This is a genomic window from Actinophytocola sp. KF-1 (assembly GCF_054661535.1).
In genome coordinates, this window is record NZ_BAAFVK010000005.1 from 226,390 (window position 1) to 251,146 (window position 24,757).

The following is a 24,757-nucleotide window of genomic DNA, read 5'->3' on the forward strand; positions in this document are numbered from 1 at the left end:
ACTACTTACAACGTAAACTTACGATGTAAGTGAGAGGTGTGCATGAGAACGACCGCTGTTCTGGTCGCGCTGTTGTTCCTGACGTCCACGGCCGCGTTCGCGGCGGGCAGCGCGATGCCCGGGCAGTTCACCGGCGCTCTGCTGGTGGGTTGCACGGGTCTCGCGGTCGCGGGCATCGGGATCGCGTTGGTGCCCGTGCTCCGGCCGCACGGCGCGGGGCTCGCGACGGGGTACCTCGTCCTGCGTGCCGTGGAAGGTCTGGTGCTGCTGGGGATCGCGGTGTACGTCGCGACCACCGGGCACCGGGTCGAGGGCTTCGAGCCGTTCGTCTACGCGTTCACCGGCGCGGGCGGGCTCGTCCTGTCCGTGCTCCTGCTGCGCTCCGGGCTGGTCCCGCGGTGGCTGGCGGTGCTGGGGACCGTGGGCTACGCGGCGCTGCTCGCCGGGGTGGCACTGGGACTGTCCGGCACGGACGCGGGCATCGTGTTCCTCGCGCCTGGCGGCCTGTTCGAGCTGGTGCTGCCGATCCTGTTGCTGGTCAAGGGGTTCACGCCGGTCGCGGGGAGTGCCCGGTGAAGGCGGGGCTGATCGCCGGGCTCGGGCTGCTGGCCATGTCCGTGCTCGCCGGGTTCGCCAACTTCGGGGTCGTCGAGCGCGTGACCGGCCCGCAGGACACGACGACGGCGCTGTTCCGCGTGGCCGTGCTCGCGCTGGTCCTGGTGGTGGCGCTGGACGTGCTGGTGGCGTGGGCGCTGCGGGAGTTCTTCGCACCGGTGCACCACGGCGTGGCCACGCTCGCCGCGTGGTTCCGGCTCACGTACGCGGCGGTGTTCCTCGTCGCGATCGCCGACCTGTTCGCGGCGGCCGGGTCCCCGCACGCGATGGCGCGGATCGAGGCGTTCCGCGGAGTCTGGGACCTCGGGCTGGTGCTGTTCGGCGTGCACCTGGTGCTCGTCGGGTACCTGGCGCACCGGTCGCGGAACCTGCCCGCGCTGCTGGGCGTGCTGGTGGCCGTCGCCGGGCTCGGGTACGTCGTGGACGGTGTCGCGACCGTGCTCGTGCCGGGCCACGCGGTGCACCTCGCGGCGGTCACGTTCGTCGGCGAGGTGGCGCTGATGCTGTGGCTCCTCGTCAAGGCGCGGGCCACCGCGGGCTGATCAGCCGTGGGGCAGGTTGCCGAGGTCCCGCAGCTTGGCGACGACCGCGTCGAACCGGTGCCGGTCCAGCGCGGCGCCTTCCCGGCGGACCTCCTCCGGGTCGTACCGCAGCAGCCGGTCGGCGTTGGCGAAGCTCTCCCTGGCGTCCCGGTCCCAGCCGCCGACACCCACGGCCACCCACTCGTGGGCGTCCCGCTTGTGCTCCGGGTTCTTGCTGCTCAACGGCACGGCGAGGAGGCGCTTGCGCGCGTCGTCCGCGTACCCGATGACCAGCACGGGCCGGTCCTTGCCCATCGTGGGGTCGTCCTCGTAGGGCACCCAGCCCCAGACGACCTCGCCGGGATCGGGGTCGCCGTCGCGTTCCGGCGCGTACACCACCTGCATGACGGCGGAGCCTACGCAACCGCGCGGCGCGGGCCGGGGTCAGCCCGCCACCTGGCGCCTGAGGTCGCGGTGGTGACGCTCGGTGTGGAGACCGACCTCCTCGGTCTCGACCTCGACCTCGACGAGCTCACCGGGGACTTCGCCGGATCGTCATGGAGCGCACCTGGCCGGAGCAGTGGTGCGGGGGTGTGTACGGGCACGCAGCGTCACCGCTACTGTCATGGGTGACAGGGATCACGGGCGAAGGGACGCGGACTACCGTGTGGACGGGCCGGTGGGCGTGGATCTACCTCGCATCCGGGCTGGTCGTGGTGGCCGGCTACTACCTGGCCCTGTCGTCCGGCGCGCCCGCGCTCACCAGGGTGCTGCTGTACAGCGCGGTCAGCACGTCGTCCGCGATCGCGGTGCTCTACGCCTGCCACCGCTTCCGGCCGAGACCGGTGCTGCCGTGGCTGCTGCTCGGCATCGCCGAGGTGATCTACGCGGCGGCGGACACCAGTTTCTACGTCTCCCACTACATCGTCGGCGACCACAGCTACCCGGCACTCGCCGACGTGTTCTACCTGTCGCACTACCCCCTGGTCGTAGCGGGCCTGGTGCTGCTGATCCGGTTGCGCACGCCGGGCCGCGACCTGCCCGCGCTGCTGGATGCGACGCTGGTCGCCGTGGTCGCCGGCATGCTGTCGTGGCTGTACGTGCTGGCGCCGACCGCGCAGACGCAGGTGCCGACGCTCGCCAAGGCGGCGTCGCTCGCCTACCCGATGATGGACCTCGCGATGTTCGCGGTGGCGCTGCGGCTCATCCTCGGCTCCGGCAGGCGCCCGGCCGCGTTCCTGCTGCTGTGCGTGAACCTGCTGGCGTTCTTCACCGCCGACACCATCTACGTGCTGCAGCAGCTGTCCGGCACGTACGTGGCGGGGAACTTCATCGACGCGATCTGGCTGACCGGCAACCTGGCGCTCGGCGCGGCCGCGCTGCACCCGACGATGCGGCAGGTCGGCGACGCGACCCCGGTGGGCGACCCCGGGCCGGGGCCCGCGCGCATCGTCGCGTTGTGCGCCGCCGCGCTCGTCGCGCCCGCCACGCTGCTCGTCGAGTACGCGCGCGACGCCTACCACGACATCCCGGTGATCGCGGTGGCCTGCGGGTTGCTGTTCCTGCTGACCATCGCCCGACTGGCGGTGCTCGTGGCGCAGCAGCGGCGCCTCGCGATCACCGACGTGCTGACCGGGTTGCGCACCCGCCGGTACTTCGAGAACACGCTCGCGGCCGAGCTGGCGCACGCCCGCCGCACCCGCGCGCCGCTCGCGGTGCTGATCGCCGACGTCGACCACTTCAAGGCGATCAACGACGCGTACGGCCACCCCGGCGGTGACCGGGTGCTGGTCGAGATCGCCACCCGGCTGCGCAACGGGTTGCGGCACGAGGACGTCATCTCGCGGTACGGCGGCGAGGAGTTCGCGGTCCTGCTGCGCGGCGCGACCGCGGACGAGCCGCTGCGGATCGCGGAACGCCTGCGGCACACGGTGAGCAGCAGCCCGGTCGTCGTGGACGACGGGATGACGGTCGAGGTGACGATCTCCGTCGGCACGGCCACGTTCCCACTGCACGGCACCACGCAGGACGAGCTCGTGACGGCCGCCGACCGCGCGCTGTACGCCGCGAAGTGCAAGGGCCGCAACCGGATCGACATCGGCCCGTGCGGCGCGACCGAGTCGGCGGGCGGCGTGCTCGCCTACCTCGAGCACGCGGCCGACGTGGTCGACGGCTGGCTGTCCGACCACGAACACGGCCGCGCGGTCAGCAGGTGGGCGGGGCTGACGGCGGTCGAGCTCGGCCTCGACAGCGACGCGGTGCGCCACGCCGCCCTCGCCGGGCACCTGCACGACGTCGGCAAGATCCTGGTGCCGAAGGAGATCTGGACCAAGACCACCCCGTTGTCCGAAGAGGACTGGCAGCTGATCCGCCGCCACCCGGAGGACGGCTACCGCATGCTGTGCGCGGTGCCCGGCCTCGCCGAGACGGCCGAGGTGGTGCGCCAACACCACGAACGCTTCGACGGCACGGGCTACCCGGCAGGCCTCGCGGGCGACCAGATCCGCCGCGAGGCGCGGATCGTCGCCGTGTGCGACGCGTGGGCGGCGATGCTCGCCGCGCGCCCGTACCAGGTGCCGATGACCGAGGAACAGGCGTGCGAGGAACTGACCCGCAGCCGCGGCACCCAGCTCGACCCGGAGGTGGTGGACGCCTTCCTCCACCTGCACCGCACCGGCCGCCTCGGCGCACTGGCACGCCTGTCCCCGGCGCTCCGCACCCCGAGCTGACGCGACGCTCAACCGCCGCCCAGCGCACGGAGGACCCCTTCATCACGCCCAGCGCAACGAAGGGGTGGGCGGTTTCGTCCGGTGGTTGCGACGTTCTTGGTTGCTGGGGGTTGTGGGTGTCGCACGAGGCGATCTACCAGGCGATCTGTTCCAAGCCGCGACGGGGCTGCGTCGTGAGCTGGCCGCTTGCCTGCGGTCCGGCCGCTGCCCATCGCTCAACCGCGTACTCTCCGGCCAATCCCCGTTGCGACCACAACGTGCAACCGCCGGTCCTTGATCAGCTCTGGGCGTCGGCGATGGTGTTCCAGAACATCAGTTCGTAGGCCTGGAAGAGCCTGCCGTAGCGGCGGGCCGTGCGTTCGTCGCAGCGGCCCGCGTCGATGCCTGCCTGCACCGCCGCGATCGCCTGCTCGATCGCCTCCGGCACGGGGGTGGCGAAGAAGTCGAAGAAGCCGCACGCCTCGTCGTCGAGGCCGTACTTCTCCCGCATGGCCTTGGCGATCCGGCCGCAGTAGTCGCCCCACGCGGCGAAGTTCGCGACCACGCCGACGATCACGTCGGCCGGCTCGCCGTTCAGCGCGAGCCACGAGAAGTACGCCGGGTACGCCTGGCAGCCCGCCATCGGCTCGTACGCCCGCAGGTCCTTCTCGTCCATCCCGCCCGCGGCGGCGAGCGCGGGCAGCTTGCCCAGCGCAAGGCCCTCGCCCTGGGCGAGGCCCGCGAAGAACTCCCGCGCCGTCTGCTCCCCCGCCCGCGACGCCAGCAGGTGCAGGCTGCGCCAGTCGCTGCGCACGATGTGCGACTCCTCGGCGGCGAGCACGCCGAACACCTGCACCGGGGCGTCGCCGCGCTCGATCAGCGGCACGAGGCGGTTCTCGCTCTCCGCGGGCGCCAGCTCGGCCTGGACGGACTCCAACAGCTTTCGCGCTGACAACGACACCGGGCGAACTCCTCCCTGAGACACCACCGACGATCCGCCAGCCTAGAGCAGCCGCGTACCGTCGTGGCATGAGCTACTCGTCGCCGGATCCGCGGTGGGCGCGGCTCGACCAGTCGCGTCCCGCACCCGTCGCGCCGCGGGAGGTCGCCGCTGACGGCCGTGCGGGCGGCGGCGGCCCCATCCTGCCGTTGCTGCGCAGGGCCGTCGCCGAGGAACCCGTCGACCACGACGCGCTGCTCGACCACGTCGCGACCGCCATCCACGACGTCGAACCGGTGCACGACCCGCGCCCGGAACTGCTCGCGCTGCTGGACCTGCCGGACGTGACCGAGCCGGACCTCGACCGGGCCGCCGCCCTCGCCCGCGTCGACGAGCTGCGCGCCGCGCCCGGCGAGCACGCCGGGCTGATCGGCGCGGTCGCCCTCGCCGTGTCGGCGATCTCGGCCACCGCGACCGCCGCGCCGTCGCACGACCTGGCGCCGTCGGTGATCGGCCTCGTCTGCACGGCGTTGCGCGTGCCCCCGCCCGCCCGCTCGGCGAAGGAGGCCTACCAGCACGCGCGGGCCGCGCGCAACGCGCTGACCGCGGAGCTGCCGTCGTTCACGTCCGCCGCGCTCGGCGCCGCGTCACGGCACGACACCGCGCTCGAGGAACCCGCGCTGCGGGTGCTCCTGCGGCTCTACGTGCTGCGCCGCTGGCTGCTGGAGACCACGTGGCCGCAACGCCGCGCCTGCTGGCGGGTGCTGGACAAGGTCGCGGCCGCCACCTACCCGCCCGCCGACCCGATCACGCTGACCCAGCTGACCGGGAAGCTCGACGAGTACCAGTTCCGCCGCTGGCCGTCGTGACCGTTTCCCGCGAATTCCCCCCGCGCCGCACGTGACATGGCTAACGTCCGTGTCACATCGATGGGCGCATCGTGCGCGCGAGGGTCGAGGAGTGGTCCATTGCGGAAGTTGAAGGTCGCGTTGGCCGGGCTGGGTGTCGCGCTGCTGGGCGCGACGGTCGTGGGTGTGCCGTCGGCACAGGCGGCGACCGCGCGGAACGGCGTGTGCGAGTCCGGCGAGGTCTGCCTCTACTACAACAGCGACAACCAGGGGTCCCTTGTGGACTTCTCCGGGTCGGTCAAGGACTACGGCACCGGCACGGACTGCGTGAAGTTCGTCGGTTCCGGCAGCGGCCGAGGCCAGTGCGTGAAGAACAACGCGGCCTCGGTGTGGAACCGCAAGTCGGTGCCGGTCACCATCTTCTACAAGAGCGGCTGGTCCGGCGCGATCGACTCGTTCGTCGCGGGCGGGAAGGGCAACCTGCGGCCCGAGCTGAAGAACGAGAACGCCGGTCACGTGGTCGGCCAGGGTGACAACCAGCGCCTCGAGTACGGCGTGTACCACAGCGACGCGGGCGCGATCACCGCGTACTTCGACGGCTACCTGAACACCTCGGGCCGCCACGAGGGCATCGACTTCGCACGCGGCTCCGGCGCGGCGGTGTACGCGCTGATCGCGGGCACCGTGATCTACAAGAACGAGGGCGGCGGTGGGCTGTCCACTCTGTCCATCTACAACGCGAGCCTCGACCGGACGGTCATCTACCTGCACACCAACCCGCTCGACGGGCTGCGCGTCGGCCAGTCGGTGAGCAAGGGCCAGCAGGTCGCGACCGAGGCGGCCCGGGGCGCGAGTGCTGTGCACACGCACGTCGAGCTGCGCCCCGGCCGCCGGGAGCTCGCCGCGCCCAGCGTCGGTGACCCGACGCTGAGCAACCCGGTGCCGACGAGCTTCTGGATGGACCGCGGCTACAACATCTGCTGCCAGTAGGTCAGCGCCAGCCGAGGGCGGGGGCGACGTGCGTCAGGATGTCGGAGAGCAGGTGCGCGTTGTACTCGACGCCGAGCTGGTTGGGCACGGTCAGCAGCAGCGTGTCCGCCTCGGCGATCGCCTCGTCCTCGGCGAGCTGGTCCACCAGCACGTCCGGCTCGGCGGCGTAGGAGCGGCCGAAGATCGCCCGCGTGTTCGCGTCGATGAGGCCGATCTGGTCGCGGCTCTCGCCGTCGGCGCCGAAGTACGCGCGGTCGAGGTCGGTGGTGAGCGCGAAGACGCTGCGTGACACGGAGACACGCGGCTCGCGCTCCCAGCCGGCCTCGGCCCACGCCTTGCGGTAGGCGCGGATCTGCTCGGCCTGCTGGACGTGGAAGGGTGCGCCGCCCTCGTCGTTCTTCAGCGTGGAGCTCATCAGGTGCATGCCCTGCCTGGCGGCCCAGACCGCGGTCGCGTTGGAGCCCGCGCCCCACCAGACCCGCTCACGCAGCCCCGGCGAGTGCGGTTCGACGCGCAGGAGGCCGGGCGGGTTGGGGAACATCGGGCGCGGGTTGGGCTGGGCGAACCCCTTGCCCTCCAGCACCTTCAGCCACACCTCGGCGTGCTTGCGCGCCATGTCGGCGTCGGTGTCGCCCTCGCTGGGCTGGTAGCCGAAGTAACGCCACCCGTCGATCACCTGCTCGGGTGAACCGCGGGAGATGCCGAGCTGCAGCCGCCCGCCCGCGATGAGGTCGGCGGCGCCCGCGTCCTCGGCCATGTACATCGGGTTCTCGTAGCGCATGTCGATCACGCCGGTGCCGATCTCGATGCGTTCCGTCTTCGCGCCGATCGCGGCGAGCAGCGGGAACGGCGAGGCCAGCTGCCGCGCGAAGTGGTGCACGCGGAACCAGGCGCCGTCGGCGCCCAGCTCCTCCGCGGCCACGGCCAGGTCGACGGCCTGCAGCAACGCGTCCGACGCCGTCCTGGTCCGCGAGTGCGGGCTGTCCGACCAGTGCCCGAACGAGAGGAATCCGATGTTCTTCACGCCGGGTGCAACACCCGGCCACACTGATTGATTCCTCAACTAACGACGAGAGTGACGAAGAACCCCGTCAGCACCGGGCCGGGCGGGACGGCCGGTCGTGGCGCGTGGGCCGCGTCATCGGTGAAATCGCCGGTCTTGCGGCTCGGGCGTTACGGCGGCCGATGGCACGGACCAAGAATGTGGCCATGACCGCAGACCTCCCCCGCACCATCACGCGCCGCGGGCTGCTCGCCGCGTCCTCGACGCTCGGCGCCGCCACGCTCCTCGCCTCCCCCGCCGCCGCCACGCCGTCGCGGCGCGGGGACGACCTGGTCGAGACGTCGGCGGGCTGGGTGCGCGGCACCCGCACGGCAGGAGTCAGCGCCTTCCTCGGCATCCCGTACGGGAGCGCGGAACGGTTCCGCCCGCCCGCCGATCCCACGCCGTGGCGCGGGATCCGTGCCGCGACGGCGCACGGTCACATCGCCCCGCAACCCATTCCGGGCGCGCGGCTCGACTACACGCGGCTGATCGGGTGGCTCGACCAGCCGGGCGGGCAGAGCGAGGACTGCCTCGTCCTCAACGTGTGGACGCCCCGGCCCGACGGCGCGCGCAGGCCGGTCCTGGTGTCCTTCCACGGCGGCGGGTTCGCCACCGGTTCCGGCAACCACCGCGGGTTCGACGGTGACCCGCTCGCCCGCTTCGGCGACGTCGTCGTGGTCACCGTCAACCACCGGCTCGGGCTGTTCGGGTTCCTGCACCTCGCCGACCTCGGCGCGCCGGCGGAATGGGCGAGCGCGGGGGTCAACGGCATGCTCGACGCGGTCGCCGCGCTGCGGTGGGTCAACCGGAACATCGCCGCGTTCGGGGGAGACCCGAACCGGGTCATGGTGTTCGGCCAGTCCGGTGGCGGCGCGAAGACCTCGACGTTGCTCGCGATGCCGGCGGCGCGGGGGCTGCTGCACCGCGCGGCCGTCCAAAGTGGATCGACGCTCACGCTGGCGAGCCGGGAGGCGGGCACCCGCACCGCGAGCCGCCTGCTGGCGCGGCTCGGGCTGTCCACGCGGCGGATCACCGAGTTGCGGGACGTGCCGGTGGAGATGCTGGTCGCGGCGCAGGCCGGGCTGGAGGCCGCGACCCCGCCCGCGCAGTTCGCGCCCGTGGTCGACGGCGTGCACATCCCGCGCGACCCGTTCGCACCGGACGCGCCCGAGGTCTCCCGGGACGTGCCGATGATCATCAGCGCGACGCGGGACGAGGCGACCGCGTTCGCCGCCGACCCGGAGCTCACCGACGCCGGGCTGCTCGCCGCCGTGCGCGCGCTCGCAGGCGACGCGAACGCGGCGCGGGTGATCGCCGAGTACCGCGACGCCTACCCCGCCGCGTCGCCCGCGCTGCTGCTGGCACGCATGACCACCGACAGCGGTTTCCTCGCCGCCGCGCGGACACAGGCCGAGCGCAAGGCCGCGCTCGGCGGCGCGCCCGCCCACATGTACCTGTTCACGTGGGCGTCGCCCGCCGACCCGGCGCGCTGGGGCGCGACCCACGGCGTCGACGTGGCCCTCGCGTTCCACAACGCCGACGCCCCGATCACCGGCGACGACGCGCCACGTGCCCGCGCGCTGGCGGACGACCTGGCCGGTGCGTGGGTGCGGTTCGCCGCCACCGGCGATCCGAACGGTGGCACGCTCCCCCGGTGGCCCGCGTACGGCCCGGCGACCCGCGACACCCTCGTGCTGGGCGACACGACGACGGTCGAGGCCGACCCGCTGCGCCGGTTCCGGTTGCTGTGGGAGGAACTGTCCGGCTGAGCGGGGCTGCGCCGAACGGCCGTCGGTCGAACGCACGATGCGCGCCGGTCGCCGCCGTCCCTACGTTCGAGGGCGGAGCAGCCTCGGACGACGGGAGTCGGTTGATGTCAGGGATCAGCAGGCGCACGTTCCTGTACGGCACGGCGGCGGCCGGCGCGGTCACCGCGGTCGGCGCGGGACTGGCGCACGCCGACGTGCCGGGGTTCTACAACCCGTTCACCGCCTACCCGATCACCGGCACCTGGCAGGAGCACATCGACCGGGGCTCGCTGGGCGGCATCGACTACGGCATGGGCGTCGGCACGCGGCTGCCCGCGGCCGGTGGCGGCGTGGTCACCAACATCCCGTACAACGGCACGGGCGGCCACACCGTCACCATCCAGCACGACAACGGGTACCGCACCCAGTACATGCACCTGTCGCAGTTCCTGCTGGCGAACGGCACCCGGGTCGGCATGGGCGCGGTCGTCGGGCTGTCCGGCGGTGCGGCCGGTGCGCCGGGTTCCGGCAACTCGACGGGCCCGCACCTGCACTGGCACATGATCGACCCGGGCGGGGTGCGCATCAACCCGCTGACCTACCCCGGCGGTGGCGGCGGCACGGGCCTGCCGAAGACCACGACCGAACAGGACGGCGTGCCCGGCCCGGTCATGTGGAAGCGCACGCAGAACTGGCTGCGCATCGAACAGGGCTACACCGGTCCGATCGACGGTGTGCCGGGGGTGAACACGTACGCGGCACTGCAGCGGGCCATGCGCGCGTACGGCTACACGGGCCCGATCGACGGCGTGCCGGGCGTCAACACGTGGGCGGCGGTGCAACGGCTCGCCGCCCGGTGGGGCTACACCGGTCCCATCGACGGCGTCATGGGCCCGAACTCGTGGCGCGGCTACGCGCGTTTCATCAACCAGGACAAGTACGACTAGCGCCACGTCACAGTGGGAAGCCGAGGTCGCGGCCCGCTTCGCGGAGTTCGGCGCGGGCGTCGGGGTGGGCGACGTTGTCGACGATCTGCCGGGCCTGCTCCCCCGCGTCGTGCCCCCAGATCGTCGCGGTGCCCTGCTCGCTGACGACGTAGCTGTGCTGGAACGAGGTGACCGGCCCGGCGAGCCGCGGCACCACGGTGGACACGTTCGCCTTGGGGTGCCACGACGGCAGCGCGATGATCGCCCTGCCGCCCGGCGAGTGCAGCGCGCCGACGACGAAGTCGGTCTGCCCGCCGAACCCGGAGTAGATCACCCCGCGCACCCGGCTCGCGTTGGCCTGCGCGTACAGGTCGACCTGCAGCGCGCTGTTGACCGACACGAGGCGCTGGTGCCTCGCGATCAGGCCGGGGTCGTTGGTCTTCTCGGTGCGCAGCAGCCGCACCCGCGGGTTGCGGTCCACCCACTCGTAGAGCTCCTGGCTGCCGAACACGAACGACGCGGTCACCGGGGTGTCCGCGGCGAGCGCGCCCGCGCGTTCCAGGCCGAGCACGCCGTCGCTGAACATCTCCGACCACACGCCGATGCCGCGCCTGCCGGTGAGCGTGGCGAGCACGGCGTCCGGCACGGCGCCGATGCCGAGCTGCAGCGTGGCGGCCTCGGGAACGAGCGCCGCCACCCGCTCGCCGATCGCACCGAAGACCTCGCCCACGGGCCGGTGCGCGGGCGAGGCGAGCGGCTCGTCGACCTCGACCGCGTGGTCGATCTCGTCGCAGGCGAGGACCGCGTCCCCGTACGTGTAGGGCATGCGCGGGTTGACCTGCGCGACGACCATGCCGCCGCGGGCCCGCACGGCCTCGATCGCGGCGGGCAGGATGTTCACCTCGGTGCCCAGCGACACCGTCCCGTCGACCGGGGCGGAGGTGTGCACGAGCACGACGTCCGGCGGCAGCGTCTGCTTGAGCAGGTGGGGCACGAGCGACAGGCGCGACGGGAAGTACCGCAGCGCAGGCCGCCCCCTCATGCCGGTCCCGACGAACGGGGTCTCGAGCGTCACCCCGTCCCGGTCGGGGATGCCGGGTTGCGCGTTGAGCACGAACAGCCGGTACTCGGCGACGGCCTTGTCCAGGACGCCGAGCAGCCGGTGCGGGGTGGCGAAGTTGCCGCTCACCACGACCCGGGGCGTGCCCGCGATGGCCGAGAAGGCGGCCGCCAGCTGGGACTCCGACAGCACGCGCATGGCGCCACGGTATCCGATCAGGCGGCGGTGACGATCTCCCCGGCGGTCCGCACCCCCGACCACCGGGCAACCTCGGCGTCGAGGTCGAGCGGCTCCACGACCGAGGCGTCGGCGTAGGCGCCCCACTCGTCGCGGGGGAGCATCCACATGATCTCGAACTCGTTGCCGTCGGGGTCCGCGCCGTAGACGCTCTTCGTGGCGCCGTGGCTGGACTCCCCGGTGCGGGCGCCCGCGTCGACGAGCCGCTGCCGGAACTCGACGAGCTCGTCGATGGTGTCCAGCTGCCACGCGAGGTGGTAGAGGCCGACCCCCCGCTGCCGGGGTCCGGGCCCGGCGGCGAAGAGGCCGAGGTCGTGGTGGTTGCCGGAGCGGGGCGAGCGCAGGAACACCGCGCCCAGCCCCTCCTCGCGCGCGACCACGTCCATGCCGAACACGTCCGTGTAGAAGCGCACGGCCCGGTCCAGGTCGGCGACGAACAGCACGGCGTGGTTGAGCCGAACCGGTGCGACGGTCATGGCCGGTTCCTTTCAGGCGGTCGGGCCGGCGAGCTGCCAGCCGCTCTGCCACGCCCAGCCGTTGCGGGCGTTGAGGCTGATGTTCAGGAAGGCCAGCTCCTCGAGCGAGCGGGCCATGCGCAGACTGCCCGCGTCGACGGGCCGGAAACCCAGCGAGGCCAGCAACCGCGCGACGGTCTCCTTGGCGGCGTCGTCGTCACCGGCGTAGAAGCCGTCGAGGGGCCGCTCCCCCTCGGCCGGGTTCCCGAACCGCGAGGCGAAGACCGTGTTGAGGGCCTTGACCAGCTTGACCCCGGGCCGCGCGGCGGCGAGCCGCTCTGCGTGGCTGGTGTCCGTGGTCGTCAGGTCGCTGAAGGTGTCGTTGAGCGGGTTGGTCGCGTCGACCACCACCGCGGTGGTCTCGCCGAGCTGCCCCAGCACGTCGTCGGCGGCACTGGCGGGCACGGCGAGCACGACGACGTCAGCGTCCCGCGCGGCGTCGGCGACACTGGGCGCGGCTGAGGCGCCGGTGTGCTCGGCGACCTTGGCGGCGTTGCCGGTGTTCCTGGCGGTGACGGTGACGTCGTGCCCGGCGGCCGTGGCCGCGGCGGCGAGTCCCCCGCCGACGTTCCCCACCCCGATGATCGCGATCCGCATCTCTTGCTCCTCTCAATTACTTCAATCTTGAACCTACAGTAGATGCGAATACTTCAAGCGTCAAGTAAGTTGGGGGTGTGACCCCGCCCTCAGACGTCCGCTGGCTGACCCCGGACCAACGCCTGACCTGGCTGGACATGGTGCGCGTGCTGACGAGACTGCCCGCGACGCTCGACGCCCAGCTGGAGCGGGACGCGGAGGTGAGCTTCTTCGAGTACCACGTGCTGTCGATGCTGTCCGAGCTGCCGGACCGCACGCTGCGGATGAGCAGGCTGGCGCAGCTGACCAGCTCGTCGCTGTCCCGGCTGTCGAACGTGGTGAAGCGGCTGGAGGCACGGGGCCTGGTGGAGCGCGAACCGGACCCGGAGGACCGGCGTGCCACGCGCGCGGTGCTGACGGACGCGGGGATGGCGCTGGTGGAGCGGGCGGCCCCGGGTCATGTGACGACGGTGCGGGAGCTGATCGTGGATGCGCTGTCGGCGGAGCAACTCGCCCAGCTGCGCGGCGCCTACGGGCAGATCCTCACCCGCCTGGACCCAGGGTCGGCAACCCGCCCGGAATGGCTGGACGACTGAAGACGGTTTCAAAACGTGCCACGCGGCGAGGGGGCGCGCCCACGAAGCGGGCCCACCCAAGCCGAGCGCAGCCCACCACACAAGAACTGCCTGCTGCCATCCCCGTGCACGACCCGCCGCCATCCCGGAGACCAGCCCCTCCGGCGAGGAGGCCCGTCCGGCAGGACGCCCTCCGGCGAGGACGCCCGTCCGGCGAGGACAAACCCAGAACGGGGACAACCCCAGACGGCAACCCCGCACCGAACCCGCAAGCATCAAGCCTTGCACAACGGCGGCTGACACAGCATCCCGCTCAACGCCGTGTAGAAGATCTGCGGCAGAGCAGTCGGATCGGGCGCGGTGAAAGCCCGTCCGGAGGTCACCGAGGCCATGGCCGTCAACTCAGCCAGCGAGGCGTCCGGCCCGATCCCGATGGCGATCAACGGCAACGGCCGGCGCGGATCCTGTAGTGCCGCCAGGCGAGCGAGCAACGTCGCCCGGTCGATCCCGTCCCGGTCCTCGTTGCGCCCATCGGTCATCACCACGACCACGTTCAGCCGACCGGGCTCCCAGCCGGCACGGGCCGACGCGTACAGCGCCGCGACGCTGTCGTACAACCCCGTCGCCCCGTTGGGAATCGCGCGGACGGCACGCAACTGGTCCAGCGACCCCGCCGCCCGATGCTCGGCCACCGTCCGCATGGGCAGCAACGGCCGATAGTCCCGGTCCCCGTCGAGACGGGTGGCGAACAACGTCAGCGCGACCTGCGTCGTCGGCTTCAGCAACCCGAAGCCCGCCTCCGTGGCGGCCAGCGTCACGCCCATCCGGTCGAGCCCCGTGCCCGGCACGGCCTGCGCCATCGACCCCGACACGTCCATCAGGATGCTCAGCCTGCCCGACAGGTTGATCGCCGCCCACTGGTTCAGCAGCTCGTCGCTGACGTCCGTGTCCGGCACCGGCACCACCTGCGAAGGCGGCCGCAGGTGCTGGGCGGCCAGCACCCGCGACGAGCCGTCCAGCAACTCCGCCAGCAGGCGTTGCGCCAGCGGCCGCTCGGCAGAACGCGGCATGACCGTGTACGGGTAGTCCAGCGACGGCACCGGCGCGTCGGGCTGGACGGCCACCAGCGGCACACCGGAATGGACCAGCAGGTCGTGCTCCGACAGCGGGAACGCGGCCAGCGGCGAGGGGCCGGTCAACCGGTCGAACAGGTCGGCGGCCCGCTTCTCCGTGTGCTGCGAGAAACCACGCAGCACCTTCGTCGCGTCGGGCAGGCCGCGTACGCCCAGCAGCGCCGACAGCCCGACCGGGTCGCGGACGGGGTCGGGCAGGCCCGCGCGCACGTTCGCGCCGAGGACGCGTGCCCATGTCAGCGGCGTGCCGAGCCGGTCCGCCGTGCTGCGGACCACCCCCAGCACGACCGGCGACGTCGCCACCGACGTGCCGCCGACCGGCAGGTCCCACGCGCGCTCCGCCTGCGTGCGCTGCAACCACACCGTCGACTCGGGCACCCACACGTCGGGCTGGTCGGCGCGGTCCTCGGCGAGGACGGCACCGGTGGTGGCCGACTCCTCGGCACGGACCACGACGCGGGCGCAGGCGTCGCCCATGCGGTCGGCCGCCGCCTCGATGACGGGCACGATCTCGGGGGTCGCCGTGACGCGCAGCGTGCGCGTGCAGTCGGCGGAGGAGAAGGAGATGTGCGGGAGGCCGATCCACAGCGCGGTGGCGAGCACGAGCAGCGTGCCGAGCACGACCGGTGGCCGGCGGAGCATGGGGGAAGGCTAGTCGGGCGCTCGTTGTTCCTGCGCACAAAACCTTCTGTGACCTGTACCAACAGGTACCCGGCTAAGGTCGCGCCACGACTGCCCCGGGAGAGCGAGTGGACTTCGACCAGGTGCGCCGGGACTGGACGACGCTCGGCGAACGTGACCCCCTGTGGGCGGTGAGCGTGGCCGCGGACAAACGCGGTGGCCGCTGGGAGGTCGACGAGTTCCTCGCGCTGGGCAGGCGCGACGTGGACCGGGCCCGTGCGTGGCTCGCGGACCTCGGGCTGCCGACGACCTGGGAGCGCGTGCTCGACTTCGGGTGCGGCGCGGGCCGGTTGTCGCAGGCGCTCGCCGAGCACGCCGACGAGGTGGTCGGCGTCGACGTCTCGGCGCCGATGCTGGACACGGCACGGGCGCTGGACCGCAGCGCCGGGCGGTGCCGGTTCGTGCTGAACGACGCGCCGGACCTGCACGTGTTCCCCAGCGGCAGCTTCGACCTCGTCTACTCCGAGCTGGTGCTGCAGCACCTGCCGAAGCGCGTGGTGGCCGGCTACCTCGGCGAGTTCGTGCGGGTGCTGCGACCGGGCGCGGTGGCCATCGTGCAGTGCACCGTGCGTCCCATGTGGACGTTCAAGGGCGTGGTGTGGCGGGTCGCGCCCGCCCGGCTCGTCCGCATGGCGCAGCGCGTGGTGCTCGGCTACCCGGCGCCCATGCTGATGACGCCGGTGCCGCCGAAGTGGCTGCGCGCGGTCGTCGAGGCGCACGGCGGTGTCGTGGTGGACAGCACGACCGTGCCCGAACCGGAGACGCACTGGGTGTCGGCGCGGTACGTGCTGCGCAAACCTGGCCGGGAGAGCTGACATCAAGCTCCTCCGCTCCCCGACCACCTGGATCGTCGTCGCACTCGCGGTGCTGTCGTTCCTCCAGCTGCCCGGCCGCACCACGTTCGACACGAAGCTCGACCTCGTCACCGACCCGCTCGCGTTCCTCGACCGGGCGCTGCACCTGTGGAACCCCGAGTCGAGCGCGGGCGAGCTGCAGAACCAGGCGTACGGCTACCTGTTCCCGATGGGCCCGTTCTTCGTGCTGGGCGACGTGGCCGGGCTGCCGCCGTGGGTGACGCAACGGCTGTGGTGCGCGCTCCTGCTGGGCTTGGCGTACACCGGTGCCCTGCTGCTGGCGCGGGCGTTGCGGATCGGTTCGGAACCCGCGCGGCACGTCGGCGCCCTCGCCTACGCGCTCGCGCCGAGGATGCTCACCGAGATCGGCCCGGTGTCCGCCGAGGCGATCGCCGCGGTGATGCTGCCGTGGGTGCTGCTCCCGCTGGTGCGCGCGAAGGAACTCGGCACCCGGCGGGCGGGCGCGCTGTCCGGTGTGGCCGTGCTGTGCATGGGCGGGATCAACGGCGCCGTCGTGCTGATGGCCATGGTGCTGCCGGTGCTGTGGCTCGCGACCAGGGTGTGGACGTGGGCGCACGCCCGGCTCGTCGCGTGGTGGTGCGCGTCGGTCGCCGCCGCCGTCGTGTGGTGGGTGCTGCCGCTGCTGCTGCTCGGCCGGTACAGCCTCCCGTTCGTCGACTACGTCGAGTCGGCCACCAACACCACGTCGCCCACGTCGCTGTTCCAGGTGCTGCGCGGCACGAACCAGTGGGTGGCCTACGTCGTGTCCGGCACGTCGTGGTGGCCGTCGGGTTTCCTGCTCGTGGACCACCCGGTGCTGATGCTCGCCACCGGGCTCCTGGCGGCGGTGGCGCTGGCCGGGCTGGCGCGCTCGCGGCTGCCGGAACGGCTCTTCCTCACCCTCGGCGTGGTGACCGGCGCCGTGCTGCTGACCATCGGGTACGTGGGCACGCTGGACAGCCCGCTGTCGGAGGTGGTGCGCGGGCTGCTGGACGGACCGCTGGCGCCGTTCCGGAACGTGCACAAGTTCGAACCGGGCCTGCGACTGCCGCTCACGCTGGCGTTGACGCACGCGATCACCGCGGTGCCGTGGGCGCCCGCCAGGGCGTCGGCCAGGTCGCTGAAGTCGCCGCTGGCCGCGCCCCGGTTCGTGGCCGGGACGGCGCTGGTCGTCGTGGCCGCGGCGCCGGCGTGGCTGCTGACGCTGCGGCCCGGTCCTGGCTGGGACGAGATCCCCGCGTACTGGCACGAGGCGACCGCGTGGCTCGCCGAGCAGGACGCCACGGCCAGGACGCTGATGGTGCCGGGCAGCGGGTTCGCCGAGTACCGGTGGGGACGGCCGATCGACGAACCGCTGCAGCCGCTCGCGCAGGCGCCGTGGTCCGTGCGCAGCCAGATCCCGCTCGGGTCCGAGGGCAACACGCGGCTGATGGACGCCGTCGAGGACGCGCTCGCCGACGGCCGCGGCGCACCCGGCCTCGCCGACTTCGTGGCCCGCTCCGGGCACCGGTTCCTGTTGCTGCGCAACGACATCACGCGCGCCGACGCGCCGCCCGCCGCGGTGCTGCGTGCCGCGCTCGCCCGCTCCCCCGGCATCGAACGGGTCGCCGGGTTCGGGCCGCGGATCCGGCTGGCGGGCGCGGTCGACGCCGGGCTCGGCCCGGTGCCGTCACTCGAGGTGTACCGGGTGGACCGGGACGTGCCCAGGGCGGTGGCCGTCGCGAAAGACGACCTCGCCACGGTCAGCGGCGGCCCGGAGTCGCTGCTGCCGTTGCTGGACGCCGGGCTGCTCGACCCGGCCCGGCCCGCCGTGCTCGCCGGCGACGGCGGCGCGCCGGGCGCGCGGGACTGGTACGTGACCGACGGGCTGCGGAACCGGGAACGCAACGTGGGCCGGATGCGGGACAACCTCAGCCAGACCCTGACCGCCGACGAGCGGCCGAGACAGGCGCGGCCCGCGCTGGACCTGCTGCCGTTCGACGCGCAGGAGCACCGGACCGTGGCGGCCTACCAGGGCATCCGCGCGGTGACCGCGTCGAGCGCCGCGAGCTTCGCCGACTCCGTCCGCGGCACCGACCTGACGGCCATGCCGTTCGCCGCGCTCGACGGCGACCCGTACACGGCGTGGCAGTCCTCGTCGTTCCGCGAACCCGCCGGGCAGTGGCTGGAGGTCACGCTCGACACCCCGCGCGTGCTGTCCGAGGTCACCCTGCGGGTGGTGGACGACCGGCGCGTGGGCTGGCCGGTCACCCGGGTGCGGATCACCACCGACGCGGGCTCGGTGGAACACGAGGTGGCCCGGGGGGCACAGGAACAGCGCTTCCCCGTCGCGACCGGGCTCACCGGCACCGTGCGGGTGACCGCGGTGGCGATGGCCGCGGGCCGGGACACCGGCAACGTGGGCATCGCCGAGCTGGGCATCCCCGGCGTGGTGGCGCAGCGCGCGCTGCGGGTGCCCGCGGACGTGCGCCCCGCAGGCGGGCAACGCACCACGTACGCGTTCACCCGCGGTCCGCAGCCCCGGTACGCGTGCCTGCGGCAGGCGGAGGTCGTGCGCTGCGACGCGGGTCTGACCCGCTTCGGTGAGGAACCCGAGGGTGTGCACCGCCTGTTCACCACCGCCGCCCGCGGCACCTACGAGGTCGGCGGCACGGTCCTGCCCGCGAGCGGCGGCGCGCCGCCCGTGGCGCTGCGCGGCCTGACCGTGTCGGCGTCCACGCAGCTCGCCGGGGACGTGGGCGCGGCGCCGCTCGGCGCGATCGACGGTGACCCCGCCACCACGTGGATCGCCGACGAGACCGACCAGCGGCCCGTGCTGCGCCTGGCCTGGGACGCCCCGCGCACCGTGCGCGGCCTGCGGCTCGCGACGACGCCCGGGGCGGGTGCGAGCGCACCCGCCGAGGTGCAGTTGACGTCCTCGGCGGGCACCGTGCGGCGCACGGTCGCCGCCGACGGCACGGTCGAGTTCGCGGGCCGCACCGACCGCCTGGAGATCACGGTCCTCCGCGTCGAGCCCGGGTTCCACGGGCCCGCGGGCATCAGCACGGTCGAGGTGACGGGCGTGCCGTTCCCCGCGATCCGGCCGGACACGCCGGTGCGGGTGCCGTGCGGCGCCGGTCCCGTCGTGCGGGTCGACGGCCGGGACTACGACACGGCGGTGTCGGGCACGGTCGAGGACGTCACCGAGCACCGGGCACTGCCGCTGACCACCTGCGACGACCTGGCCGACGGGCTCGACCTCGGCGCGGGCGACCACGAGCTGCGCACGGCGCGGACAGCCGACTTCGTCGTGCAGGACGTGTGGCTGCGGCCCGCGGACGCGACCCCGGTCGAGCCCCGGCAGCGGGCGGTCACGGAGGTGTCGTGGGGCGCGGTGCACCGCGAGCTGCGGGTGGCCGACGGGCCCGCCGCCGTGCTCGCCGTGCGGGAGAACGCCAACGACGGCTGGGTGGCGACGGCGGACGGGCGGCCGCTGGCGCGCACGAGGGTGGACGGCTGGCAGCAGGCGTGGGTCGTGCCCGAGGGCGCGACGACGGTCGTCATCGAGTTCGTCCCCGACGGCACCTACCGGACCCGGCTGCTGATCGGCGCCATCGCCGCGCTGCTCGTGGTCGCCGCCGCGCTCGTGCCGGGCCGGCGGCGGCCGGGTCCGTCGACGCGACCGGGCCGCGGCACGTGGGTGCCGTGGGTGCTGGCCGCGCTGCTCGTGGTGCTCGGCGGCATGGCGGGTCTCGTCGCGCTGCTGGCCGTGCTGTTCGTGCGCAGCCTCGTGCCGCGCTACCGGCGGGCCGTGTCGATGGTGGTCGCGTTCGGCGGCATGGCGGGCGCGACGGTGGTCAGCGTGACCGGCCGCCTGCTCGGCCACGGGCAGGACTGGGCGTACGGCACGGCCGCGCAGGCCTGCGTCCTGGTGGCGCTCGCCGCCGTGGTCTCGGTGCGGGTCAGGTGGTTCGACCGTGCCTGAGCTCCACGACCGTCCCCGCGGCCACGAGCAGGCCGGTGGCGGCCACCGCCGCCCCGATCACCTGCGTCGGCGAGTCGTTGAGCCACGCCAGCACCAGCACGGTCTCGACCGCGACCGCGAACCACGTGAGCAGCGTCGCGCGGCGGTCGCCGTCGGCGATCCGGCCGAACAGCAGGATCTGCGCGGGCGCCAGGAGCGAGCCGGTCAGCGCGAACGGCCACAGCGGCAGCACACTGTCCACATACGACTGTCCACCGACGAGCACGAACAGCTCCGGTCCGAACAGGACGGCGCCGAGCACGACCACGCCGTCGAGCGCGGCGCACACGGCGAGCCCCGCGGTCATCGCCCGTTTCCGGTCCGCGCCGGTCAGCCGGGGCAGCACCAGCACGGCGACGGCGTGCGGCAGCCAGTAGGCGATCTTGGCCAGCACGGCGCCGACCGCGTACTCCCCCGACGCGGCGGGCAGGACGTGGCGGGCGAGCACCAGGTCGAGGTTGATCAGCACCACCACGGCCAGCAGCGCCTGCGCCGCGTGCGCGACCTCGCCGAGCCGCCGACCGCCGAACCGGGCGGGCAACGGCCTGCCGCACACCGCCCAGCCCGCCACCGTGGACACCGTCGCGCCGGCCGCGACCCCGGCCATCGCGCCGCCACCGGTGCCGGTCGCGGCGAGCCCGGCGAGCGCGCCCCCGACCCGGACCGCCGCCTCGCCCGTCACGAACGCGCCGTACCGCGTGAACCGCTGTTCGCCCTGCAACAGGCCCTGCCACAGGCCGTTGAGGGTGAGCGGCGCGAGCGCGGCCGCGAGCCACACCACCGCGCCGACGTCGGTCGCGTGCAGCACGTGCGCGACCAGCGGCACGGCGGCGCCCGCCAGCACGGCGACGGCCGCCGCGACCGCGAAACCCAGGCCCGTCAACGGTTCCCTCGGCTCGCCGGGGTGCGCGGCGACCCGCAACGCCACCGCGGTCTGCACCCCCATCGCGGGCACCACCCCGACCAGCAGCACCGCGAGCAGCGCGCTCAGCTCGCCGAACGCCGCCGGTGCGAGCAACCGCGCGGCGATCACGGTGAGCAGGTAGCCCGACGCGTTGGACGCCATCACCCCGGCGGTGACGGCGAGTGCGTGCCACCCGGTGCGCTGCTGGACCGGCATCGCGCTCCTCCATGGTCGGTTCCCCGCACTCTAATCGCGGCGGTGGGCCGATGAAACCCTTGAGTGTCAAGGATTTCACGCTTCCCGCGGTCTCCGCCGGGCTGGCCATCGCGGTGCTGGCGCCTGTCCTCACGCCGGGCTTCACCCTGGTCCACGACATGGTGTTCACGCCGGACCAGCCGTTGCTGCCGGACTCCTTCGGGCTCGGCACGACGCCGCCGCGCTCGGTGCCCGCCGACGCGGTCGTCGCGGCCCTGACGTGGCTGCTGCCCGGCGCGCTCGTGCAGAAGCTCGTGCTGTTCGCGGCGCTGACGCTCGCCGCGTGGGGCGCGGGCAGGCTCGTGCCCGCGCGGTCGCTGGGACCGAGGCTGGTCGCGGCGACCGCGTACGCGTGGACACCGTTCGTGGCGGAGCGGCTGTTCATGGGGCACTGGCCGTACCTGCTGGCGTACGCGTGCCTGCCGTGGATCGCCGCGGCCGGGCTCGCGCACCGGCGCGGCGAGGCGAAATCCTTGACCCGCCTGGTGTTGTGGTCCGTGCCCGCCGCGCTCACCCCCACCGGCGGGCTGCTCGCGGCGGGGACCGCGCTGGCGACGGCCGGGTGGCGGGTGCTGCCCGCGCTGGTGCTGCTCAACGCACCGTGGTGGGTGCCGTCGGTGCTGCGCCCGGGCGCGGTGCTGTCGGCGCCGGACGCCGTCGACTGGTTCGCGGCGCGCGCCGAGAACTGGGGCGGCACCGCCGTTTCCGTGCTGGGCACCGGCGGTTTCTGGAACGCGGACGTCACGCCGGTGAGCCGGGAGCTGCCGGTCGTGCCGGTGCTGACCCTGCTGGTCGTGGCGATCGCGGCCGTCGGGTGGCCGGTGCTCGTGCGCAGGCTGCCCGAGGCGACACGGCTGCTCTGGCTGGGCGCGGCCGGGCTCGTGCTCGCGCTGGCCGCGCACCTGCCGCTCGGCGCGGTCGCGCTGCGCTGGCTGGTGAGCGAGGTGCCGGGCGCCGCGCTGCTGCGGGACGCGCAGAAGTGGGTGGCGTGGTGGGCGTTGCCGTTGGCGCTGGGCTTCGCGCTCGCGGTCGAGGCGGCGCGGCGGCGGGCCGTCGTGGCCGTGGCCGCGCTGGTGCCGCTCGTGATGACGCCCGACCTGGCGTGGGGCGGGTGGGGGCGGCTCAGCACGGTCGACTACCCGCCGGACTGGGCGGCGGTGGCCGACGTCCTCGCCCGCGACGAGCACCCCGGTGACGTGCTGTCCCTGCCGCTGGGGGCGTTCCGCCGCTTCGGGTGGAACGAGCACCGCACGCAACTGGACCCCGCGCCGCGCCTGCTGCCGCGCACGGTGGTCGTCGACGACACCGTGTACGTCGACGGGCGGCCGGTCCCCGGCGAGGACACCCGGCTGCCCGCCATCCGCGACGCGCTCCGCGACGGCGCCGACCTCGGGGCGCTGGGCATCGGGTGGGTGCTGGTCGAGCACGGCACACCCGGCGCGCTCGCCCTGCCGCCCGGCCTCGAACCGGTGCACCGGGGCACGTGGCTGGACCTGTACCGCGTACCGGGCCCGGTCGCGCGGGCGCACGGCACCGTGCCCGTCGCACCCGTGGTCGCCGCCGATGTCGCGACCGCTCTTTTCGTGGCCGGATGCCTGTTGTGGCAAGCGATACCGGCCGGTAGATTCATCCGAAACCGAAGGCAGGAGTCTCTCCGTGAGCAAGTTCATCGCAGCACTGGTCGCGGTCGTCGGGGGCATCGCCCTCGCCGTCGGGGGCACCGCGACGCTCGTCAGCCTCGCGGGGCCGGACCGGGGCGTGAACCTCGAGAACGCACCGGCCGCGAACGGTGAGGACGGCCCGGTCGACTACGGCACGTCCGGCAAGTAACCGCTCCACAGTGCACAAAGCAGCCACACTGTCCCGTTCGGTGCGGCTTTTCCGGGCGTTCCGCCAGGAACACACCGACAGGGACACCTTCTACCGGGTGCTGGCGGCGGACTCCGCCGAGCAGGTCGCGGCGTTCACCCCGCTGCGCGACCGGCTGCTGCTCGACGTCGGCGGCGGCCCAGGGTACTTCGCCGACGCCTTCCGCGCCCGCGGCGCGTCGTACGTCTGCGTGGACCCCGACGTGGGCGCCGCCGGGCACAACATGGTGCGTGCCAGCGGTACCCGGCTCCCGGTGCGCACCGGCGCGGTCGACGTCTGCTTCTCGTCCAACGTGCTGGAGCACGTGTCGCAGCCGCGCGCGATGCTCGCGGAGATGGTGCGCGTGACCAGGCCCGGCGGCACCGTGTTCCTGTCGTTCACGCCGTGGTGGTCGCCGTGGGGCGGGCACGAGACGTCGCCGTGGCACTTCCTCGGCGGGGACTACGCGGCCCGCCGCTACGCCGAACGCAACGGCCACGAACCGAAGAACCGTTACGGCACCAGCCTTTTCCCGTACACCGTCGGCGCCGCGCTGCGCTGGGTGACGGCGTGCGAGGGCACCACGCTCGTGCACGCCTTCCCGCGTTACCACCCGCGGTGGGCGGGCTGGGTCATGCGCGTGCCCGCGCTGCGCGAAGTGGCGTGCTGGAACGCGGTCTTCGTGCTGCGCAAGGACATGCCCTGAAAGACGCTCCCGGACGGTGAGCATCTTTCAGGGCATCGGCGTCACACCGGTTCGGCGACCTTGGTGGGCGCGCCGGCCGGCCTGCTGTGCTTGCCGCGCCTGCCGAGCGCCAGCATCGCGATCGACACCACGATCAGCACGCCGCCCACGATCCACAGGATCACCGGCAACCCGGTCATGAGCCACAGGCGCGAGACGTTGTCCTCCGCGTCGGCGACGTAGCCGCTGACCGTCTCGTCGGTCATGGCCAGCTTGCCGTCGAACACGGCCGTCGACCGGCCGTCCGCGCGCAGTTCCTGCTTGCCGTCCTCGCTGCCGTTGACCACCGCGCCCGTGGTGGGCTCGACGTACAGCGTCCGCACGGCCTCGTAGTACAGCTCGGCGTGCACCGTCGGCACGTCCGGCTGCCCGACGAGCGAGCCGGGCACGTCCAGCTCGTTGACCATGGTCGGCGGGATGGTCTGGACGAACTTGTACACCGGCAGGCCCTTGACCTCCTCCTCACCGACGTAGTTGGCGGGGACCGTCTTCTTCAACGTCGTGTCGAACCACTGGTAGTCGCGCTTCTCGGTGTCGAACGGGAACTTGAAGTTCAGGCCCGGCTGCAGCACCTCGTTGCGCTCCCCGACGACGCGTTCGCCTTCCGCGTCCTCGTAGAACTGGTTCTCGCACGGGGCGACGGCCTCACCGGTGTACCGGTCCAGGCACAGCGAACGCAGGCTCGCGTTGACCACCAGCCCGTCGGCGTCGTCGGTCCTGACCTCCGCCGCCTCCACCCACACGGTGACGTCGCCGTCCTCGACGACCTCCTCGGCACGCAGGTTGCCGGTGACCTTGGTGGTGGAGATGAGGCTCAGGTTCTCGCGGATCTCCGGGGTCGCCGTGTCCCCGTTCGGCACGTACACCAGTGCCGTGATGCCGTCCCCGTGCGCCACCGAGAGCTGGTCCACGTCGTGCGGGATCTTCGCGAGGCTCGGGTACGCCCAGAGGCGCAGCAGCAGCCCGGCCACGACCGCGAACACCCCCAGACCGAGAATGACGAAGGTGACATAGCGACGCACGGTTGTCC

General features: G+C 73.2%; 21 protein-coding genes. 12 read left to right on the forward strand and 9 right to left on the reverse strand.

Features of this window, described 5'->3' with window-relative positions; translation table 11 throughout:
- Window positions 1-42: 42 nt before the first annotated feature.
- Entirely contained in the window at window positions 43-576 is a 534-nt protein-coding gene (locus tag ACYQ77_RS17105; protein ID WP_459712366.1) for a DUF4386 family protein, read from the forward strand.
- Complete coding sequence (locus ACYQ77_RS17110; protein ID WP_459712368.1) at window positions 573-1,157, forward strand: DUF4386 domain-containing protein; 585 nt, start codon at window positions 573-575, stop codon at window positions 1,155-1,157. Before ACYQ77_RS17105 ends, ACYQ77_RS17110 begins: the two co-directional genes overlap by 4 nt.
- Here the strand turns inward: ACYQ77_RS17110 and ACYQ77_RS17115 are convergent, their stop codons facing one another.
- A complete protein-coding gene (locus ACYQ77_RS17115) occupies window positions 1,158-1,541 on the reverse strand; it encodes a type II toxin-antitoxin system PemK/MazF family toxin (RefSeq protein ID WP_459712370.1) in 384 nt (127 codons plus the stop codon). It abuts the gene before it with no gap.
- A 224-nt stretch (window positions 1,542-1,765) separates the two neighbouring features.
- Here ACYQ77_RS17115 and ACYQ77_RS17120 point away from each other — a divergent pair, with 224 nt between their 5' ends.
- Complete coding sequence (locus tag ACYQ77_RS17120; protein ID WP_459712373.1) at window positions 1,766-3,865, forward strand: diguanylate cyclase; 2,100 nt, start codon at window positions 1,766-1,768, stop codon at window positions 3,863-3,865.
- A 277-nt stretch (window positions 3,866-4,142) separates the two neighbouring features.
- Here ACYQ77_RS17120 and ACYQ77_RS17125 read toward each other — a convergent pair whose 3' ends face one another.
- Window positions 4,143-4,805, reverse strand: a complete 663-nt coding sequence (locus ACYQ77_RS17125; protein WP_459712375.1) for a thiaminase II/PqqC family protein — start codon at window positions 4,803-4,805, stop codon at window positions 4,143-4,145.
- 68 nt (window positions 4,806-4,873) lie between these two features.
- On the opposite strand from ACYQ77_RS17125, the gene ACYQ77_RS17130 reads away from it, so the two are divergent.
- Both ACYQ77_RS17130 and ACYQ77_RS17135 read left to right on the forward strand, forming a co-directional pair.
- Window positions 4,874-5,653, forward strand: coding sequence for a hypothetical protein (locus tag ACYQ77_RS17130; protein ID WP_459712377.1), 780 nt, complete (start codon window positions 4,874-4,876; stop codon window positions 5,651-5,653).
- A 99-nt stretch (window positions 5,654-5,752) separates the two neighbouring features.
- Window positions 5,753-6,622, forward strand: a complete 870-nt coding sequence (locus ACYQ77_RS17135) for a peptidase inhibitor family I36 protein (RefSeq protein WP_459712379.1) — start codon at window positions 5,753-5,755, stop codon at window positions 6,620-6,622.
- A 1-nt stretch (window position 6,623) separates the two neighbouring features.
- Here the strand turns inward: ACYQ77_RS17135 and ACYQ77_RS17140 are convergent, their stop codons facing one another.
- Window positions 6,624-7,646 (reverse strand): LLM class flavin-dependent oxidoreductase, encoded by a 1,023-nt coding sequence (locus ACYQ77_RS17140; protein WP_459712380.1) that lies wholly within the window; start codon window positions 7,644-7,646, stop codon window positions 6,624-6,626.
- A 185-nt stretch (window positions 7,647-7,831) separates the two neighbouring features.
- On the opposite strand from ACYQ77_RS17140, the gene ACYQ77_RS17145 reads away from it, so the two are divergent.
- Together ACYQ77_RS17145 and ACYQ77_RS17150 are read left to right on the forward strand one after the other, a co-directional pair.
- Entirely contained in the window at window positions 7,832-9,436 is a 1,605-nt protein-coding gene (locus ACYQ77_RS17145) for a carboxylesterase/lipase family protein (RefSeq protein ID WP_459712383.1), read from the forward strand.
- Between the two features lie 104 nt (window positions 9,437-9,540).
- Window positions 9,541-10,362: a peptidoglycan DD-metalloendopeptidase family protein gene (locus ACYQ77_RS17150; protein WP_459712385.1), complete on the forward strand. Its 822-nt coding sequence runs from the start codon at window positions 9,541-9,543 to the stop codon at window positions 10,360-10,362.
- A 7-nt stretch (window positions 10,363-10,369) separates the two neighbouring features.
- Here the strand turns inward: ACYQ77_RS17150 and ACYQ77_RS17155 are convergent, their stop codons facing one another.
- Genes ACYQ77_RS17155 through ACYQ77_RS17165 form a run of 3 tightly spaced genes read right to left on the reverse strand, consistent with a single transcriptional unit; the run spans window position 10,370 to window position 12,750 of the window.
- Window positions 10,370-11,599: an acetyl-CoA hydrolase/transferase family protein gene (locus ACYQ77_RS17155; protein WP_459712387.1), complete on the reverse strand. Its 1,230-nt coding sequence runs from the start codon at window positions 11,597-11,599 to the stop codon at window positions 10,370-10,372.
- A gap of 17 nt (window positions 11,600-11,616) precedes the next feature.
- Window positions 11,617-12,114 carry a VOC family protein gene (locus tag ACYQ77_RS17160; RefSeq protein WP_459712389.1) on the reverse strand — a complete coding sequence of 166 codons (498 nt, stop codon included), beginning with the start codon at window positions 12,112-12,114 and terminating at the stop codon, window positions 11,617-11,619.
- A 12-nt stretch (window positions 12,115-12,126) separates the two neighbouring features.
- The gene (locus tag ACYQ77_RS17165) at window positions 12,127-12,750 is read right to left on the reverse strand and encodes an NADPH-dependent F420 reductase (protein ID WP_459712391.1); all 624 of its coding nucleotides are present in this window, start codon (window positions 12,748-12,750) and stop codon (window positions 12,127-12,129) included.
- 77 nt (window positions 12,751-12,827) lie between these two features.
- Here ACYQ77_RS17165 and ACYQ77_RS17170 point away from each other — a divergent pair, with 77 nt between their 5' ends.
- Window positions 12,828-13,325, forward strand: a complete 498-nt coding sequence (locus ACYQ77_RS17170) for a MarR family winged helix-turn-helix transcriptional regulator (RefSeq protein WP_459712393.1) — start codon at window positions 12,828-12,830, stop codon at window positions 13,323-13,325.
- A 254-nt stretch (window positions 13,326-13,579) separates the two neighbouring features.
- Here ACYQ77_RS17170 and ACYQ77_RS17175 read toward each other — a convergent pair whose 3' ends face one another.
- Window positions 13,580-15,079 (reverse strand): substrate-binding domain-containing protein, encoded by a 1,500-nt coding sequence (locus ACYQ77_RS17175; protein WP_459712395.1) that lies wholly within the window; start codon window positions 15,077-15,079, stop codon window positions 13,580-13,582.
- A gap of 107 nt (window positions 15,080-15,186) precedes the next feature.
- On the opposite strand from ACYQ77_RS17175, the gene ACYQ77_RS17180 reads away from it, so the two are divergent.
- Together ACYQ77_RS17180 and ACYQ77_RS17185 are read left to right on the forward strand one after the other, a co-directional pair.
- Window positions 15,187-15,933, forward strand: coding sequence for a class I SAM-dependent methyltransferase (locus ACYQ77_RS17180; RefSeq protein ID WP_459712396.1), 747 nt, complete (start codon window positions 15,187-15,189; stop codon window positions 15,931-15,933).
- Window positions 15,934-15,982: 49 nt separating this feature from the next.
- Window positions 15,983-19,936, forward strand: coding sequence for an alpha-(1->3)-arabinofuranosyltransferase domain-containing protein (locus ACYQ77_RS17185; RefSeq protein WP_459712398.1), 3,954 nt, complete (start codon window positions 15,983-15,985; stop codon window positions 19,934-19,936).
- Here ACYQ77_RS17185 and ACYQ77_RS17190 read toward each other — a convergent pair.
- Window positions 19,914-21,095, reverse strand: coding sequence for a lipopolysaccharide biosynthesis protein (locus ACYQ77_RS17190; protein ID WP_459712400.1), 1,182 nt, complete (start codon window positions 21,093-21,095; stop codon window positions 19,914-19,916). The two genes, ACYQ77_RS17185 and ACYQ77_RS17190, sit on opposite strands and share 23 nt — an antisense overlap.
- A 50-nt stretch (window positions 21,096-21,145) precedes the next feature.
- On the opposite strand from ACYQ77_RS17190, the gene ACYQ77_RS17195 reads away from it, so the two are divergent.
- Both ACYQ77_RS17195 and ACYQ77_RS17200 read left to right on the forward strand, forming a co-directional pair.
- Window positions 21,146-22,927 (forward strand): hypothetical protein, encoded by a 1,782-nt coding sequence (locus ACYQ77_RS17195; protein WP_459712402.1) that lies wholly within the window; start codon window positions 21,146-21,148, stop codon window positions 22,925-22,927.
- Between the two features lie 77 nt (window positions 22,928-23,004).
- Window positions 23,005-23,688 (forward strand): class I SAM-dependent methyltransferase, encoded by a 684-nt coding sequence (locus tag ACYQ77_RS17200; protein WP_459712404.1) that lies wholly within the window; start codon window positions 23,005-23,007, stop codon window positions 23,686-23,688.
- A gap of 41 nt (window positions 23,689-23,729) precedes the next feature.
- On the opposite strand, the gene ACYQ77_RS17205 is transcribed toward ACYQ77_RS17200, so the two are convergent.
- Window positions 23,730-24,749, reverse strand: coding sequence for a PorA family protein (locus ACYQ77_RS17205; RefSeq protein ID WP_459712407.1), 1,020 nt, complete (start codon window positions 24,747-24,749; stop codon window positions 23,730-23,732).
- Between the last annotated feature and the right edge of the window lie 8 nt (window positions 24,750-24,757).

Bases quoted from the DNA above. Each gene is read 5' to 3' on its own strand.
- ACYQ77_RS17130 (WP_459712377.1), top strand. From the start codon at position 4,874: ATGAGCTACTCGTCGCCGGATCCGCGGTGGGCGCGGCTCGACCAGTCG.
- ACYQ77_RS17160 (WP_459712389.1), bottom strand. From the start codon at position 12,114: ATGACCGTCGCACCGGTTCGGCTCAACCACGCCGTGCTGTTCGTCGCC.
- ACYQ77_RS17165 (WP_459712391.1), bottom strand. From the start codon at position 12,750: ATGCGGATCGCGATCATCGGGGTGGGGAACGTCGGCGGGGGACTCGCC.
- ACYQ77_RS17155 (WP_459712387.1), bottom strand. From the start codon at position 11,599: ATGCGCGTGCTGTCGGAGTCCCAGCTGGCGGCCGCCTTCTCGGCCATC.
- ACYQ77_RS17105 (WP_459712366.1), top strand. From the start codon at position 43: ATGAGAACGACCGCTGTTCTGGTCGCGCTGTTGTTCCTGACGTCCACG.
- ACYQ77_RS17145 (WP_459712383.1), top strand. From the start codon at position 7,832: ATGACCGCAGACCTCCCCCGCACCATCACGCGCCGCGGGCTGCTCGCC.
- ACYQ77_RS17115 (WP_459712370.1), bottom strand. From the start codon at position 1,541: ATGCAGGTGGTGTACGCGCCGGAACGCGACGGCGACCCCGATCCCGGC.
- ACYQ77_RS17175 (WP_459712395.1), bottom strand. From the start codon at position 15,079: ATGCTCCGCCGGCCACCGGTCGTGCTCGGCACGCTGCTCGTGCTCGCC.
- ACYQ77_RS17150 (WP_459712385.1), top strand. From the start codon at position 9,541: ATGTCAGGGATCAGCAGGCGCACGTTCCTGTACGGCACGGCGGCGGCC.
- ACYQ77_RS17190 (WP_459712400.1), bottom strand. From the start codon at position 21,095: ATGCCGGTCCAGCAGCGCACCGGGTGGCACGCACTCGCCGTCACCGCC.
- ACYQ77_RS17195 (WP_459712402.1), top strand. From the start codon at position 21,146: ATGAAACCCTTGAGTGTCAAGGATTTCACGCTTCCCGCGGTCTCCGCC.